12 protein-coding genes are annotated in these 16159 nt (G+C 57.6%); 1 reads left to right on the top strand and 11 read right to left on the bottom strand.

From position 1 onward, the window contains the following. Positions 1-49 precede the first annotated feature (49 nt). The 7 genes from VVR27_RS05535 to VVR27_RS05505 all read right to left on the bottom strand — a co-directional run bounded on the left by VVR27_RS05535 (position 50) and on the right by VVR27_RS05505 (position 8947). The gene (locus VVR27_RS05535) at positions 50-304 is read right to left on the bottom strand and encodes a hypothetical protein (protein ID WP_368547446.1); all 255 of its coding nucleotides are present in this window, start codon (positions 302-304) and stop codon (positions 50-52) included. A gap of 141 nt (positions 305-445) precedes the next feature. Next, complete coding sequence (locus VVR27_RS05530) at positions 446-1696, bottom strand: glutamate-5-semialdehyde dehydrogenase (RefSeq protein WP_409349935.1); 1251 nt, start codon at positions 1694-1696, stop codon at positions 446-448. Positions 1697-1789: 93 nt separating this feature from the next. Next, positions 1790-2890: a glutamate 5-kinase gene (gene proB, locus VVR27_RS05525; protein WP_368547456.1), complete on the bottom strand. Its 1101-nt coding sequence runs from the start codon at positions 2888-2890 to the stop codon at positions 1790-1792. Between the two features lie 191 nt (positions 2891-3081). Further along, on the bottom strand, positions 3082-4686 hold the full coding sequence (obgE, locus tag VVR27_RS05520) for a GTPase ObgE (protein WP_368547443.1): 1605 nt from the start codon (positions 4684-4686) through the stop codon (positions 3082-3084). A gap of 154 nt (positions 4687-4840) precedes the next feature. Further along, positions 4841-5098, bottom strand: coding sequence for a 50S ribosomal protein L27 (rpmA, locus tag VVR27_RS05515; RefSeq protein ID WP_237204060.1), 258 nt, complete (start codon positions 5096-5098; stop codon positions 4841-4843). A gap of 57 nt (positions 5099-5155) precedes the next feature. Further along, the gene (gene rplU, locus VVR27_RS05510) at positions 5156-5467 is read right to left on the bottom strand and encodes a 50S ribosomal protein L21 (RefSeq protein WP_251378844.1); all 312 of its coding nucleotides are present in this window, start codon (positions 5465-5467) and stop codon (positions 5156-5158) included. A gap of 402 nt (positions 5468-5869) precedes the next feature. After that, positions 5870-8947, bottom strand: coding sequence for an Rne/Rng family ribonuclease (locus VVR27_RS05505; RefSeq protein WP_368547440.1), 3078 nt, complete (start codon positions 8945-8947; stop codon positions 5870-5872). A gap of 555 nt (positions 8948-9502) precedes the next feature. Here VVR27_RS05505 and VVR27_RS05500 point away from each other — a divergent pair. Beyond that, positions 9503-10129 carry a vitamin K epoxide reductase family protein gene (locus VVR27_RS05500; protein WP_346873147.1) on the top strand — a complete coding sequence of 209 codons (627 nt, stop codon included), beginning with the start codon at positions 9503-9505 and terminating at the stop codon, positions 10127-10129. 54 nt (positions 10130-10183) lie between these two features. On the opposite strand, the gene ndk is transcribed toward VVR27_RS05500, so the two are convergent. The 4 genes from ndk to ileS all read right to left on the bottom strand — a co-directional run bounded on the left by ndk (position 10184) and on the right by ileS (position 15836). Continuing rightward, complete coding sequence (ndk, locus tag VVR27_RS05495) at positions 10184-10597, bottom strand: nucleoside-diphosphate kinase (RefSeq protein ID WP_368547439.1); 414 nt, start codon at positions 10595-10597, stop codon at positions 10184-10186. 76 nt (positions 10598-10673) lie between these two features. Further along, positions 10674-11111: a DUF4233 domain-containing protein gene (locus tag VVR27_RS05490; protein ID WP_368547438.1), complete on the bottom strand. Its 438-nt coding sequence runs from the start codon at positions 11109-11111 to the stop codon at positions 10674-10676. 7 nt (positions 11112-11118) lie between these two features. After that, positions 11119-12546, bottom strand: a complete 1428-nt coding sequence (locus tag VVR27_RS05485) for a folylpolyglutamate synthase/dihydrofolate synthase family protein (protein WP_368547436.1) — start codon at positions 12544-12546, stop codon at positions 11119-11121. Continuing rightward, positions 12546-15836: an isoleucine--tRNA ligase gene (ileS, locus tag VVR27_RS05480; RefSeq protein WP_368547434.1), complete on the bottom strand. Its 3291-nt coding sequence runs from the start codon at positions 15834-15836 to the stop codon at positions 12546-12548. Before ileS ends, VVR27_RS05485 begins: the two co-directional genes overlap by 1 nt. Positions 15837-16159: the final 323 nt, after the last annotated feature.

Below are 16159 nucleotides of genomic sequence, written 5' to 3'. Positions count from 1 at the left end.
CGGGTATTATTTGCCCGAACCCGCGCCGACAGTTATAAAGATTATTTGCCTAGTGGCGGCCGTGCTTGTTCTTGTAATCAAGCATTGCTGCTTCTTCCTCAGCGGAGAGGTGATCAGCGGCGTGCTCGGGGCGTACTACGCCACGGCCTGAGAAAGAGACGGTGATGAACATAAGGATGCCGAAGAACATGAAACCGAAAATAGCGAACCAGTAGGTGGGAATACCGTACAGTTCAAGCTGGTGCGCGCCGGACTCTTCTGAGGCAATGACGGTGGCGCCTGCGGCAAGGAGGGTATCAAACATGTGTGCACCTTTCAATCGGTGTGCAGTGTGTGGGCACACCGGTGGTGGGCCAGTATGGGTTTTATCTAATGCTACCGGTTGGGCTTGGTTTTTGCGTAGTTGCGCCCCACCGGTAGCGTAATTTTTTAGCTGGTGTGCGCTTTAGGAGCGGGTGTGCCCGTCGCCGCGCACGATCCATTTAGAGGTGGTGAGCTGTTCGAGGCCCATAGGCCCCCGAGCGTGCAACTTCTGGGTGGAGATCCCCACCTCTGCGCCCAAACCGAACTGCCCGCCATCCGTAAAACGGGTAGAGGCATTTACATAGACAGCCGCTGAATCGACATCGCGCACAAAGGTCTCAGCGTTGACAAGGTCATTGGTGATAATGGCTTCTGAGTGACCGGTGGAGTAAGTGCGAATGTGGCGGCGTGCATCTGGAAGGCCAGCTACCGTTTTGACGGCAAGATCGAGTGAGCCGTATTCGGTGCTCCAGTCCTCTTCGGTAGCGTCCACAGCCTCTACACCTTCGGGCAGTATTTCTCGGGTGTCAGCATCAACGTGCAGGGTGACACCGGCACGGAAAAGGGCTGTGAGGACGGCGGGGGCGGCCTTAGCTCCCTTTGCTAGAAGCAGGGTTTCCACCGTATTGCATGTGCCGGGGCGCTGAGTTTTAGCGTTGAGAAGGATCTCAACGGCCATCTTCTCATCTGCGCTCTCGTCAACAAAGATATGGCAATTCCCCTCACCGGTTTCAATCACAGGCACGCGGGAGTTTTGCACCACTGACTGAATCAGACCGCGGCCCCCTCGGGGAATGAGAACGTCAATCTTACCGGCAGCAAGCATGAGAGCGTTGGCGCCTTCCCGCCCAAATTCATCGACCGACTGCACGGAGTCAATGGGCAGACCGGTGGCGTAGAGAGCATCACGAATAATGCGGACAATGACCTGGTTGGTTTTCTCAGCGGCGCTGCCACCGCGCAACAGCACAGCGTTCCCGGATTTAATAGCAAGCCCAGCAATATCGACGGTGACATTGGGGCGCGCCTCATAAATAGCTCCGATGACGCCTAAAGGTACTCGCACCTGTTGCATGCGTAAACCGTTGGGCAAGGTGGAGCCACGCATCACTTCACCCACCGGGTCAGGCAGACCAATCAGGGCACGCAGAGCACCGGCAAGCTCGCCCACCCGGTGCGCGTTCAAAGCCAGGCGGTCCAACATGGCAGGGCTCATGCCCGCCTCATGCTCGCGTTCAAGATCCAGAGCATTCTGCTCGGTAATAATTACTGCGTGCTTCTCCAGCGAGGCGGCCACGGCCTCAAGGGCTCGGTTCTTCCAATTGCTATCTGCACGGGCTAACCTCAAAGAAGCCACGCGGGCGTCCTCTGCCATATGCACCACGCTCTGCATGGTTTTTTCGTTGACCTCAAGTTGTTCTGCCACGCTAACCTTCTTTCCTGGGGACTGTTTCACACCATGTTACCTGCAGCACCCAGCAGCTGGTTAAGGCAACACCACAATGTTGTCGGCGTGAGCCACAGTACCGTCATAGGTCTCCCCCATAGCTAATTGAATTTGGGTGCTGTGGCGGCCAATCATTTGGGCGGTCTCCCCCGCACTATAAGAGCTGAGCGCATGGGCAATAACAGTGCCCTGTTCATCGGTAATCGCGATAGCACCACCGCCCTCGAAGTTGCCCTCAACACCGGTAACACCCGCTGCTAGCAGGGAGCGGCGACGGCGCAGGGCAGCTGCCGCTCCGGCGTCCACCGCGATGGTCCCTTCAATATCCGCCAGGTGCTGTAGCCAGAGACTCTGAACCGTTGAACGGTCGCCGGTCGAATAAAACCAGGTTCCCACGTCCTCACCAGCAAAAGCGGCCCGAGCATTCGGTGCGCTGGTTACCAGCGCCGGGATGCCCGAGGACGCTGCCACCTGGGCAGCTTTCACCTTGGTGACCATACCGCCTGAGCCAACCCCGGCACTACCCACCGAGCCAATAGCCATACCGGCTAAATCCTCTTCCCCTCGTACTGAGCTGACCCGCTCTCCTCCGTCGTTGGGGTGGCGGGTGTAGAGAGCGTCCACATCTGAAAGTAGCACCAGCGCATCTGCTTTGACCGTGTGGGCGACCAGGGCAGCAATTCTATCGTTATCACCAAAGCGAATTTCACGGGTTGCTACCGCATCGTTTTCGTTGATAATCGGCATCACGCCCAAATCGAGAAGGCGCTCTAGCTGTCGGTGGGCGTTCTGGTAGCGGTCGCGGGCCATCAAATCTTCAGCGGTGAGCAGTACCTGGGATACCGTCACCCCGTACCTGCTGAATATATCGGTATAGCGACTCATCAAGAGGGATTGCCCCACCGAGGCAGCAGCCTGCTGCGTTGCTAGATCCTTGGGACGCCGGGAAAGACCCAGCGGCGCCAGGCCGGCAGCAATGGCGCCAGAGGATACAAAAACCAGCTCAATACTGGGGTGCTCGCGCTTCTTCTTGGCCAGCACATCAGAAATTATGGCAATTGCTAGTTCATCGAGTGAATTCTCTATGGAGGTCAGAGAGGAAGAGCCCACCTTAACTACGATACGCCGGGCCTTGGGCATATCAGCACGCTCAAGAATGGGGCTACGGCGGTGCTTGCCCCGCCCTTCAGCGCTGGCCTGGAAAGCGGTCTTAATATCCACTGTTTTCTCTTCCTGTGCTCTTCCGCTACAACCCTTCGAATATACAACATTGCCGCCTACCGGTATCAACCGATAGGCGGCAATGAGACGCTCAAATCTCGGGCTAGATTTTACTCTGTCTCGGTTTCAGCTTTCTTTTCTGCCTTAGCTTTGGGCTGACGGCTAGCTTTCATCTCTTCCACTGATTCGGTCCAGATACCGGCAACGCGCTCAGCTTCAAGCTCGGCGCGAGCTTCAGCCTTAGCGTCCATACGCTCGTGGAACTCCGCCTTACGCTGAGCACGGGTGGGGCGAATCAGCTCTTCCAGGCGCACATCGGTACCGCGGGGGCTTGAGAGCAACTCGGCACCACCCACCATGGTGGGTTCCCAGTCGAAGACCACAGCGTCAGTCTCTTCGCCGATGACGACGGCGTCGCCGGCGATAGCGCCAGCCTTGAAGAGCTGGTCTTCCACGCCCAGGCGGTTAAGGCGGTCAGCCAGGTAGCCCACCGCTTCATCGTTGTTGAAGTCAGTCTGCTTGATCCAGCGTTCGGGCTTTTCACCAATAACGCGGAAGAGCGGCTCAAGATTACGCTCTTCCTTGCGGATGATGAATTCCTGCTTCTTCTTCGAACGGAAGCCCTTGGGCTTAACCACCACAGTGTCCTCAGCAACAACAGTGTTCTTGCGTGCCTTGCGCTGGGCCTTGCGGTCCTCTTCAACAATCTGCGCCATAGCAAAGGTCAGCTGCCTGAGGCCCTCATGGGAAGCCGTTGATACTTCAAAGACCCTGAAGCCGCGTTCTTCAAACATGGGCTTGACGAATTCCGCCAATTCGCGTGCCTCGGGAACGTCAATTTTGTTCAGCACGATTAGCTGCGGACGCTCGTTAAGGGGCACGGTGACACCGGCGGTGGGGTCTACCTCGTAGTTCTCTAGCTCACCGCGAATCACATCAAAATCAGAGATGGGGTCGCGGTTGGGTTCAAGGGTGGCGCAGTCAATGACGTGCACCAGGGCGCTAGAGCGCTCCACATGGCGCAAGAAGCGATGGCCCAGACCCTTACCCTCAGATGCACCCTCAATCAAACCGGGGACATCGGCCACGGTGTAGCGGGTATCGCCTGCCTGAATAACACCCAGGTTAGGGATGAGGGTGGTGAAGGGGTAGTCAGCGATCTTGGGTCGAGCTGCTGAAATAGCCGCAATCAGCGAGGACTTACCGGCGGAAGGGTACCCCACCAGCGCGACGTCCGCGATGGACTTGAGCTCAAGCACAACCTCGTTTTCATCGCCGGGAATGCCTAGCAGAGCGAAGCCGGGAGCCTTGCGTTTGGTGGATGTCAGGGCAGCGTTGCCCTTACCGCCGATACCGCCCTCAGCAGCTACGTATTCATCACCAATACGCACCAGGTCAGCAAGGACGTTGCCCTGCTTATCCTTCACAACGGTGCCCTGCGGCACCGGCAGAATAAGATCGGGGGCATTGAAGCCGTGAGACATATCGCCGCGGCCAACATCGCCATTAGTGGCGTGCTGGTGAGGGCTGTGATGGTATTCCAACAGGGTGGTGGTCTGCCCGTCTACGCGCAAGATGACGTCGCCACCCTTACCGCCGTTGCCCCCATTGGGACCACCTAGGGGTTTGAACTTTTCACGGCGAACCGACACACAGCCGTGCCCACCGTGCCCACCGGTCACATGAAGCACAACCCGGTCAACAAAATCAGCCACAAAAGCTCCTTAGAGAAATAAATAAGATCTGATTCCCCATTCTACAGGCAGACACTCACTACATATCTGTGATGCCTGACCGAGCGGGGAATAAAAGGGAGGGCACCCGCGCCTAAACGCGGGTGCCCTCTCAAATGCGTGAGTTTATAAAAACTTACTCAGCTGCTGCAAGGATGTTAACAACCTTGCGGCCCTTACGGGTACCAAATTCGACCTGACCTGCTGCAAGAGCGAACAGGGTGTCATCCCCACCGCGACCTACGTTGTTGCCGGGGTGGAAGTGGGTGCCACGCTGGCGGACGAGGATTTCGCCTGCGTTGACGGTCTGACCGCCGTAGCGCTTAACACCGAGGTACTGGGGGTTTGAGTCACGGCCGTTGCGGGTGGAGCTTGCGCCCTTCTTATGTGCCATTGATGCCTACCTTATGTAGAAGAAATCGGTTGTGATTTAGAACTAGTCTACGGGAACTTACGCGTTGATCGCAGTGATCTTGACGGTGGTAAGTTCGGCACGGAAGCCCTGACGCTTCTTGTAACCGGTCTTGTTCTTGTACTTCTGAATAACGATCTTGGGGCCACGGAGGTCCTCGATCTTTTCAGCGGTAACCTTGGCCGAAGCCAGGGTCTTTGCATCTACGGTGACCTTGTCCCCGTCTACCAGCATGAGAACGGGAAGCTGAATAGTGCTTCCTGCCTCACCAGCGACGCGGTCAAGGGTAACGAGATCTCCGACGGAGACCTTTTCCTGGCGGCCGCCAGCGCGAACAATTGCGTATGCCACTTGGGAACTCACTTCTCTTGACGTCTTTTTTAACAGTGTGTAAAAACAGGTGCCGGGCTCTACCCGAAGGTGGGCGTGTTTCTGACCCGGCGACTTAACGCGGGAATGGTCCCCCATCGTTTGCCGAATAAGTTTTTGAGGCGAACCTATTTTTACGTCGCGGCTGAATACCTTTTTCAAAATATTCCACTGTTCTCACGCTAACGTTTGCTTGTGAAAACAGCACCGACCATCTACTGTACGGGGTTCTTAGCTCTGGGGGCAAGCAAAGAGCTTAGTTAATTCCCGGTCAAGCGGCGTGTTATCGCTCATACCCTCCCCACCTGTTGGGCACATACTAGAGGGCGGCACCCCGGTTTTCACCGGAGTGCCGCCCAAAAGCTTTAGCCTATCGAAGAGGGCTTATTTGCCATCGCGCTTGATATCAGCCGCCGACACGCCCACACCCAACATGACCGGTGCGTCCTCGGTGGTCGCTGCTTTTTGAGCAACGTCAGTCGCCGAAGCGGTCACCGAGCTACCTGTTGCCGCAGCTACTTCTTCAGTGCGCACCTCAGTAGAACCGGCACCCGAGCTCACCGCTCGGCGTGAACGGCGCTTCTTAGGAGCACTGGTAACAGCGGGAGCCTGTTCCCGGGCTGCCGGAGTTTCAGCAGCTGCAGGAGCCTCAGCCTTCTTGCCCGGGGTCGCTACACCGGTGAGAGCAGGGCTAGTTTCCATTTCAACTGGTGCCACGTACTTAAGGCCTGACCCGGAGGACGCACGGCGGGGGCGACGCTCACCGCGAGAACCGGAAGAACGCTCATTGCGATCCGCACGGGCAGAGCGATCATTGCGGTAAGAATGATCCTCGCGGCCACCGCGGGAATCTTGCTGCTCGCCGTTCTCATCATCACCGCGGTCGTACTCACGCCCAGCTTTCTGCGAAGCGCGCGCACGAGCTTCGCCGGCACGGATTGCTTCCAGACGGTTGGAGTTCTGGGTGAAACGTGAGTCAGCTTCAGGGTCAACATCTACTGACGCATCTGAGTTAGCACCAAAATCATCCGCAGAAATGTCAGCGCGGTTGCGGGTGCGCTCACGGCGCGGCTTCTTAGCACCGCGCTGACCATCGCCCCGGCGATTACCGCGTGACTCACGGGCGGTCTCTTCATCGTCGCCCTGTTCAAAGACGGCAGCTAGAGATTCGAGGGTGAAGGCTCCCTGCTCCCCCGAAGTTCCTTCGGCGGAATCATCGCGGTCGGCAACAGGTAGTTCAATGCCCTCATCACCGATGCTGAGGGTCTGCTCACTGTTCTGAGCCTCAACCTGATTTGAGTCAGCGCGGCGGTTGCGCTTGCGGCGCTTACGCTTGCGGGCTGAGCGGGACTCGGCGTCATCGCCCTCTTCGCTGTGCTGGGTGGCAGCAACGATATTAGCAAGAGCCGCCCGGCGGGCTTCGCTCTTGGGGTCATCATCACCCTCAACCTCATGGACCAAATCATGGTGAGCAACAGCTTTCTGGTGACGGTAACGCTTACGATCATCGCGGTCAGCACGGTGGATGAAGTCAGAGGCACCACCGGTACGGCCCTCAAGAGGCTGATCCTGTACCAAAAGACCTCGGCCAGCACAATGCTCACAGGGTTCAGAGAAGACCTCAAGCAGACCGGTACCCATGCGCTTACGGGTCATCTGAACCAGACCCAAAGAGGTCACTTCAGCAACCTGGTGCTTAGTACGGTCACGGCCCAGGCATTCAACGAGGCGACGCAAAACCAGTTCGCGGTTTGATTCCAAGACCATGTCAATGAAGTCAACCACGATGATGCCACCGATATCGCGCAGGCGCAGCTGGCGCACGATTTCTTCAGCAGCTTCTAGGTTGTTCTTGGTGACAGTTTCTTCAAGGTTGCCGCCGCTACCGGTGAACTTGCCGGTGTTGACGTCCACTACAGTCATCGCTTCGGTACGGTCAATGACCAGTGAGCCACCCGAAGGCAGGTAAACCTTGCGGTCCAGGGCCTTTTGCAGCTGCTCTTCAATGCGGTAGTGCTCAAAGAGGTCATCGTCCTCCTCCCACTGCTTGAGTCGATCTACCAAGTCAGGAGCCACGTAGGTAACGTAAGCTTCAATTGAGTCCCAGGCATCCTGCCCCTGAACGACCATGGAGGTGAAGTCTTCGTTGAAGACATCGCGCACGGTTTTGATGGTCAGGTCGGGTTCCTGGTAGAGCATCTCGGGGGCAAGAACCTTACGGCTCTCGCTCTTTTCCTTGATTTCATCCCACTGAACACGCAGTCGGTTGATATCGTTGGTCAGCTCTTCTTCGCTGGCGCCTTCGGCTGCAGTGCGTACGATAACGCCTGCGTCCTCGGGTAGGCGGTCCTTCAGGATGCGCTTGAGACGGGTACGCTCCACATCGGGCAGCTTGCGGGAGATACCGGTCATGGAACCACCGGGTACGTACACCAGGTAGCGCCCAGGCAGGGAGACCTGGCTGGTCAGTCTGGCACCCTTATGTCCGATGGGGTCTTTAGTGACCTGAACCAGCACAGAATCTCCGGCCTTCAGTGCATTTTCAATCTTGCGGGGTGCACCGTCCAGGCCGGTGGCATCCCAATTAACCTCACCCGCGTAGAGCACAGCATTGCGGCCACGGCCAATATCAATAAAGGCAGCCTCCATGGAGGGCAGAACGTTCTGAACCTTACCCAGGTAAACGTTACCAATGAGCGAATCTTGCTGAGTCTTAGAAACAAAGTGCTCAGCCAGAACACCGTCTTCAAGCACACCAATCTGGATGCGGTCATCCTTTTGGCGCACCAGCATCTGGCGGTCAACGGATTCACGGCGCGCCAAAAACTCTGCTTCGGTAATGACCTGGCGGCGGCGGCCGGTAGCGCGGGTTTCGCGGCGGCGCAGGCGCTTGGCCTCCAAGCGGGTTGAGCCGCGCACGCCAGTCACGCGGTTAGAGCTGTGAGAATCAGACAGGCGTGGGGCGCGCACCTTAACGACGGTATCTTCAGGGTCATCTTCAGTGCCTCCCTCAAACTCTAGGTCAGCATCGCCGCGGCGGCGACGGCGGCGGCGGTGGGAGGTGATTTCGGGGTCAAGATCCGCCAGACGGCGCTCACGTCGTGCAGCTTCTTCTGCTGCGCGGCGAGCTTCACGCTCAGCACGCGCCTTTTCAAGAATCTCATCAATGTCAGGAGCATGAAAAAGTAGGGACGAGGTGCTCGCAGCTTTGGTCAGCTGAGCGAGTTCTTCTTCAAGTAGCTCACGCTGGCTCTTCTCAGCTGCGGTCTCCCCGGTGGTGGCCTCAAGTGAGCCCTCCTCAGCTAAAGCCTCTTCGGTGTTCTTCTCATCCGCCTGGCTACCAGCTACTTCGGTCTCTGACTGAGTTTGGTCCTGCTGAGCCTCGTGTGGCTGAGCAGCCTGTGCGGGCTGGTTATGGTCGTTTTCAGGGGTCAAAGCACCCTCTTTATTTTCTCTCGTCATGTGCTGCAGTTTCTCCTTTAAATTCGGTGTGCCGCTAGCCGCACCGCGGGCTGGTTCTTCTCGTCGGTAATCCCCCCTAACAGTGCAGGAGGTTCACCGAAAACCTTGCTACCCGGTGTTCTCGAGCTTCTGTGCGAGTATTCAATAGGGGTGTAGGCTTCTGCTCCCTACCGAAAATACCGGGCCAGCGCATCTCTCCCGAGCCAACACGTCGCGTGCCAGTCTTGTGCGGGAATCCATCTTCGCCACAGGTCTCTGTGGCGGTACATGAAATCGTTCGGGGAATACGCTGGGCAGCCCTTCCGCGTGCGGGCGGATAGCTACCGCTTACCATTCTCTCACAGCAAGGGCCTTTTCACACCAGCACCCTCATCAGGGCGCACGCAAAGAAACTATTTCAGCATGAAAGTTCTCTGACCTAATGCCAAGGGAGCGCACCTGCCTGATTCTGTGAACTTGGTGAAGAAAACACAATTTTTGGCGCAGCAGGGCCCCTCGCCAGCTGCTTGCCCGTACTATGGGGTACAAACATTTTCGCAATCCTAAGGACTTTTTGTGTCTTCACTAGAGGCTAATGCAACACTCGAGACAGGCTACACCAACCCTGCAGCTGACCGAAGGCTGGGCTGGTTTACACTGATCAGCGGGATTATTGCCTTCGGCGCAGCCTCCATGCTGGTCTATGAGCGTCTGCAAATTTTTATGGACGCCGGCCATAAGTCCATTTGCGATGTCAACGCCCTGCTCAACTGCGGCACCGTCATGCGCACCGAGCAAGCGGAGCTCTTTGGCTTCCCTAATCCCTTCATCGGTATTGCCGGCTACGCCATCACCATGACTATCGCCACGGCACTGATTTCCGGCGCCCGCTTTAGCCGATGGTACTGGATTGCCATGAACATTGGCCATGGCCTCGCCCTAGCCTTTGTATTCTGGCTCTGGTACCAAACGACCTTCCAAATCAATGCTCTTTGCCTTTTCTGCATGATTGTCTGGATGATGCAGATTCCCATCTTCGTGAAGGTAACCGCCCGCAATATCAGCGCCGGTGTCTTCAACCTTCCCCAGTCAGTGCGCGAAGCTGCCCCCAACTGGTCTTGGTTCACCATCGTTCTGCTCTACATCCTGATCTATGGCATCATTGTCATTCGATTCTTCGACGTCATCGTCAACATGTTCTAAGAAGAAAAAGGGGGCCCTCACCGATCGGTGAGGGCCCCATTTTTATGTCTGATTTTAGGCGAACCAGATAGCAATCTCGCGCTCTGCTGATTCAACTGAGTCAGAACCGTGCACCAGGTTCTTCTGCACCTTCTCGCCCCAGTCACGGCCGAAGTCACCGCGAATGGTGCCTGCCGGAGCCACGGTGGGGTCTGAGGGGCCCATGATAGTGCGGGCACCCTCGATGACGCGCTCGCCTTCGAAGACCGCGGCTACGATAGGACCGGAGGACATAAATTCAAGCAACGGCTCGTAGAAGGCCTTACCCTCGTGTTCAGCATAGTGAGCTGCCAGGGTTTCACGGGAGGGCTCCACGAAGGAAAGGGCTGAGAGCTTGTACCCCTTGGTTTCAAAGCGAGCCAGGATGGCGCCGGTTAGGTTGCGCTCCACCGCATCGGGCTTCACAAGGATGAGGGTGCGTTCGGTCATTAATGTCCCCGTTCTAAGGTTTGGTTGTCTTACCTCACTTTACCGGGCGGTTTGCCTCGTGAGAAGCATTGCTTTCTTAGAGGGGATTAGCCTTGTCCCACTCGGCTTGCTCTTTGGCACGTACGGCGTTTTCGGCGTCCAGGCGGGCCCCGCGGGTTACCGCGAACCAGTAGGCGATTGCGAAGGCTGCACCGACGAAGAACATGGAGGGCAGGGCGAAACCCACCAGGAGCAGCAACACCTGAAGCACGTAGCCAAATGTGTAGCCCCTACTCTTCTTCAAGAAGGCAGGGGTGACGATAAAGGCTACTACGAGCAAGAGCCCCAGCACCCAAATCAAGATTCTGGTGCTGGTAGGTTCGTTGAAGTTGTGCCCGAAGATAGCAAGAGTAGCGAAGAAAGCTACCAGGGCTTCAAGGGAGAGCACCATGGAGGTGAACATGACCCTGATGGAGCGTGCCGGTTTCTTTTGCCCGGGGCGCCATTCGCGCTGGGATCGCGTCATTTTAGCCATGGTTCTCCTAGAGCCCCAGCAGGGTGCGGGCTTCGCCGACGACCGTGATGGAGCCGGTGATGAGCACTGCTGAATTGAGGTTGGGGACGTCCGCCGCGGCCGTTAGAGCGGCAGAAACAGCGTCGGGAATGTTCTCGTAAGTCTCAAGGTCATCTTCGTCAAAGCCTGCATCAAGTGCCAGCCCCTGCAGGGTTGCCGGTGCAATGGCCCGCGGTGAATCCGAGGCAGTGAGGTGCAGTTTGACCCTGTATTCGGTGGTATCAATATAGTCCTGGCGCAGGACGCTAAAGATTTCGGCGGCGTCCTTTTCACCCAGAATGCCGACCACCAGGTGCAGCTCTTCGAGGGCAAAGGATTCCTTGAAGGCAGCGGCGCTGGCTCGCACCCCGTGCGGGTTATGAGCGGCGTCCACCACCACAACCGGTTCAGTGGCAACTACTTCAAGACGCCCCGGTGAGGTGACACTTCCGAAGGCCTGCTTGACCAAATCTTCTGAAAGTTCCTTCTCACCGCCTCCCAAAAAAGCTTCTACGGCAGCGAGCGCAACAGCGGCGTTCTGCCCCTGGTGTTCTCCGAAGAGGGGTAAAGCGACGCTTTCATAGCGCTGTGCTAAGCCCTGGATAGTCAGCAGCTGCCCACCAACGCCGGCGGTGCGTTCGACGGTGCCGAATTCTACGCCTTCGAAGCGGTAGTCAGCGTTGTTGGCTCGGGCTGCTTCGAGCAGAACTTGGGCGGCTTCTGGCTCCTGAACTGCGGAGACCAAGAAGCTACCGGGCTTAATAATGCCAGACTTTTCCCCGGCAATTTCTGCCAGGGTCTCCCCCAGCATATCGGTGTGATCCAGCCCGATGGGGGTGATGACCGAGACGGTGGCATCGGCGACGTTGGTGGCGTCCCAGCTGCCGCCGATACCGACCTCTAGGACGATGACGTCTACCGGCTCATCAGCGAAGATAGCGAAAGCCAGGATGGTTACAGCTTCGAAGTAGGTGATGCGGGGCTGCCCATCTGCCTCTAGTTCAGTGTCCACGATGGTCAGGTAGGGGGCGATTTCGTCCCAAACCCGAACAAAGGTGGTATCAGCAACCGGTTCACCGTTGATGCTGATGCGTTCGGTGACCTTGGAGAGGTGAGGGCTGGTGTACCGGCCGGTGCGGATGTCGTGCGCCATGAGCAGGCGCTCGATCATACGAGCGGTGGAGGTTTTTCCGTTGGTGCCGGTGATATGAATAACCGGGGCTGCCTTTTCAGGTGAACCCAGGATTTCAACGGCACGGCGCATGGCATCTAAGCGGGGTGCCATCTTGTTTTCGGGTGCGCGGGCCAGCAGATCTGCGTAGACCCTTGCCACACCGAGGGCGTCCGTCTGGTAAGGGAGAGCCTCGGCGGGGGTTTGGCCAAGCACAGCATCAAAATCTAAGTTGCCGTTGGGCATTAGGCCTTCTTTACGGTGATGGTCAGTTGGTCTGCTTCGGTGTAGGTCACGCTCCGTGCCAGCGTTTCACCGGTCACCAAAGCCTCATGAGCCTTAACGGCTGCCAGAGTCTCTGCCGGAGCGGCAAGGGTCAGATCGATACGGTCTGAGACGTTCAGCCCGCTGTCCTTACGTTCCTGCTGGATAGCGCGGATAGCATCGCGAGCGGTGCCCTCAGCAATCAGCTCATTGGTTAGAGCGGTGTTCAGCACCAGGAAGCCACCACCGGGTAGAACGGAAACAGCACGGTCTGCTGATTCTTCGGTCTCAGCGACGACAGTCTCGAGCTCGTATTCGCCAGGTTCCAGTGCCATCTTGTCGGCACCAACTACTACGGTGCCGTCCTCCAGAACCTGCCAGTCCCCGTTCTTGGAGGCCTTGATGGCGACCTGAACCTGCTTGCCCAGGCGCGGGCCAGCTGCACGAGCGTTGACCTTGAGCTGCTGGGAGATGCCGAAGTCAGCGGGGCTGACCTCAGCGGCGTCTAGCAGTTCAACAGCCTTGATGTTCAGTTCGTCTGCGATGATGCTCTCGAAAGTTCCAGCCAGCTCCTTGCCGCCTGCAGCAGCAACGGTCAGGGAGGCTAGGGGCTGACGCACGCGCAGCTTGTTAGCCTTACGCAGCGCTGAGCCGGCGGAGGCCACACCGCGAGTAGTCTCCATCAGGGCAATGAGCTCTGATTCATCCTTGAAGTCATCAACGCTGGGCAGGTCAGTCAGGTGCACCGAACGCTCACCGGTTAGACCGCGGTAGATTTCCTCAGCAGTTAGGGGCAACAGGGGTGCAGCCAGACGCACGAAGGTTTCAAGAGCGGTGTACAGCACGTCAAAAGCCGCGGTGTCTTCATCGAAGAAGCGCTCGCGGGAGCGGCGCACGTACCAGTTGGTTAGCGCATCGGTGTACTGACGGAGCAGGTCGCAGGCAGCTGAGACGTCGTAGGCGTCCATGGCCTCGGTGATATCTGCAACCAGCTGGCGGGTCTTGCCCAGAATAAAGCGGTCCATCACGTGCTCAGCATCAGAAACAAGCTGTGCCTCGTAGCCGGATCCGCCGTGAGCAGCGTTGGTGTAGAGGGCAAAGAAGTGGTAGACGTTCCACAGGGGTAGCATGACCTGGCGGACGCCCTCACGGATACCCTGTTCGGTGACAATCAGGTTACCACCGCGCAGGATAGGTGAGGACATGAGGAACCAGCGCATGGCATCTGAACCATCGCGATCTAGCACCTCGGACACATCTGGGTAGTTGCGCAGGGACTTGGACATTTTCTGTCCGTCCGAGCCCAGCACGATGCCGTGGGCAATCACGTTTTCAAAGGCGGTGCGGTCAAAGAGGGCGGTGGCCAGGATGTGCATGGTGTAGAACCAGCCGCGGGTCTGGCCGATGTACTCCACGATGAAATCCGCCGGGTAGTGCGCCTCGAACCATTCTTTGTTTTCAAAGGGGTAGTGGAACTGAGCAAAGGGCATGGAACCTGAGTCAAACCAGACATCCAGGACGTCCTCAACGCGGCGCATGGTTGATTTGCCGGTGGGGTCGGACGGGTTGGGGCGGGTCAGCTCGTCGATGTAGGGGCGGTGCAGGTCCACCTCGCCGTCCTTGTTCAGGGGCAGGCGGCCGAAGTCAGCTTCTAGCTCGGCCAGGGAGCCGTAGACGTCGGTACGGGGGTAGTTGGGGTCATCTGAAACCCAGACGGGGATAGGTGAGCCCCAGAAGCGGTTGCGAGAGATTGACCAGTCGCGGGCGTTATCTACCCACTTACCGAACTGGCCGTGCTTCACGTTCTCAGGGATCCAGTTAATGTCTTCGTTGAGCTCGCTCATGCGGCCCTTGAAGTCGGTGACGCGCACGTACCAGGAGGTGATAGCGCGATAGACCAGCGGGGTGCGGCAGCGCCAGCAGTGGGGGTAGCTGTGCACGTAGGACTTTTCACGGATCAAGGTGCCGTCTGCCTGGAGGGCCTTGATGATGGTTCGGTTAGCGTCGAAAATCTGCACACCGGCGATGTCACGCAGAGGTGCGCCCTCAGCCAGGGAATCATCGGCGAAGTAGTCCAGGAACTTAGCACCCTCGTCGATAGAAAGAATGACGGGAATGTCATAGCCTTCGCAGACCTTCTGGTCATCTTCACCGTAGGCAGGTGCCTGGTGGACGAGACCGGTACCGTCGGTGGTGGTGACATAGTCAGCGACCACAATCTGCCAGGCTGAACCGGTGCCAAACTTCTCAGCGTCAGTGATGTAGTCCCACAGGGGGGCATAGCGGACGCCCTCCAGCTGGGAGCCAGTAAAGGTGGCGGTAACAGCATCGGCTGCTTCTTCAGCGCTTTCGAAGCCCAAGTCCTTGGCGTAGGAGCCCAGAAGGTCGGTGGCAATCAGGAACTTTCGGCCAGCAAAATCACCGGCGGCCGCTACCAGGGAGTACTCAACATCGGGGCCGACAGCCAGAGCCTCATTGGTGGGCAGAGTCCAGGGAGTGGTGGTCCAGGCGAGCGCTTCAGCACCGACCAGCTGGGCTGCGATGTCCTTGTGCTGTGCCAAAGAATCATCAGCGGTGATGGTAAAGGCTACGGTGACGGAGGGGTCCTGACGGTCCTTATAAACATCATCGTCCATGCGCAGCTCGTGGTTTGAAAGCGGAGTTTCGTCTTTCCAGCAGTAAGGCAGCACGCGGAAACCCTCATAGGTTAGACCCTTATCGTGCAGCTGCTTGAAGGCCCAGATAACCGACTCCATGTACTCTACGTTCAGAGTCTTGTAGTCGTTCTCGAAGTCTACCCAGCGAGCCTGGCGGGTAACGTACTCTTCCCATTCCTTGGTGTACTTGAGCACGGATTCGCGGGCAGCGGCGTTGAAATTGTCGATGCCCATCTCGATGATTTGCTGCTTATCAGTCATGCCCAGCTGCTTCATGGCTTCTAGCTCAGCGGGCAGGCCGTGGGTATCCCATCCGAAGCGGCGCTCTACCTTATGTCCGCGCTGGGTCTGGTAACGGGCGACCAGGTCTTTGACGTAGCCGGTGAGCAGGTGACCGTAGTGGGGCAGGCCATTAGCGAAGGGAGGGCCGTCGTTGAAAACGAATTCGTTGGCACCGTTCTCACCGGCGTTGCGGTTGTCAATGGAGGCTTGAAAGGTGCCGTCCTTCTTCCAGTAGTCCAGCACAGCTTCTTCGAGGTGCGGGAAGTTGGGTGAAGAAGCAACGCCGAAAGCGTTGGTGGCACTTGCCTTGGGGTAGACAGGCTGGTTAGTCATGGTGCGCCCTGTTCGTTGGATGATTAACAAATCTTCTCGGGTGCAAGGACGCTGCATCAACCTTTACTGCCGAGGCAGTGGGTTGTGTGGCGCGGTACCACCTTGCTTACTGAAGTAACCGTTTCGATACGCCCTCACCACCAGCGCAGAAGCCAGCAGGTGTAGGGCTGCGCCGGTCATCACCCTAGGGTGGTGACCGGCGCAGTACCGAAACGGTTATCAGTCGCTTCATGACAGCTATTTCGGGCCTACCCGTCTGGTTCTACTGGGGTTACATCTATTCCGCGCACTCCCCTCGTCGCAACGAATACGGGGGTATGCAG

Source organism: Rothia sp. LK2492, from assembly GCF_040946345.1.
GTDB classification, from domain to species: Bacteria; Actinomycetota; Actinomycetes; order Actinomycetales; family Micrococcaceae; genus Rothia; species Rothia endophytica.
Note: the sequence above shows the minus strand (reverse complement) of the source record. Positions and strands in the feature narration are given on the sequence as shown.

Bases quoted from the DNA above. Each gene is read 5' to 3' on its own strand.
- VVR27_RS05535 (WP_368547446.1), bottom strand. From the start codon at position 304: ATGTTTGATACCCTCCTTGCCGCAGGCGCCACCGTCATTGCCTCAGAA.
- VVR27_RS05530 (WP_409349935.1), bottom strand. From the start codon at position 1,696: ATGCAGAGCGTGGTGCATATGGCAGAGGACGCCCGCGTGGCTTCTTTG.
- proB (WP_368547456.1), bottom strand. From the start codon at position 2,890: ATGCCCAAGGCCCGGCGTATCGTAGTTAAGGTGGGCTCTTCCTCTCTG.
- rpmA (WP_237204060.1), bottom strand. From the start codon at position 5,098: ATGGCACATAAGAAGGGCGCAAGCTCCACCCGCAACGGCCGTGACTCA.
- VVR27_RS05505 (WP_368547440.1), bottom strand. From the start codon at position 8,947: ATGACGAGAGAAAATAAAGAGGGTGCTTTGACCCCTGAAAACGACCAT.
- ndk (WP_368547439.1), bottom strand. From the start codon at position 10,597: ATGACCGAACGCACCCTCATCCTTGTGAAGCCCGATGCGGTGGAGCGC.
- VVR27_RS05490 (WP_368547438.1), bottom strand. From the start codon at position 11,111: ATGGCTAAAATGACGCGATCCCAGCGCGAATGGCGCCCCGGGCAAAAG.
- VVR27_RS05485 (WP_368547436.1), bottom strand. From the start codon at position 12,546: ATGCCCAACGGCAACTTAGATTTTGATGCTGTGCTTGGCCAAACCCCC.
- ileS (WP_368547434.1), bottom strand. From the start codon at position 15,836: ATGACTAACCAGCCTGTCTACCCCAAGGCAAGTGCCACCAACGCTTTC.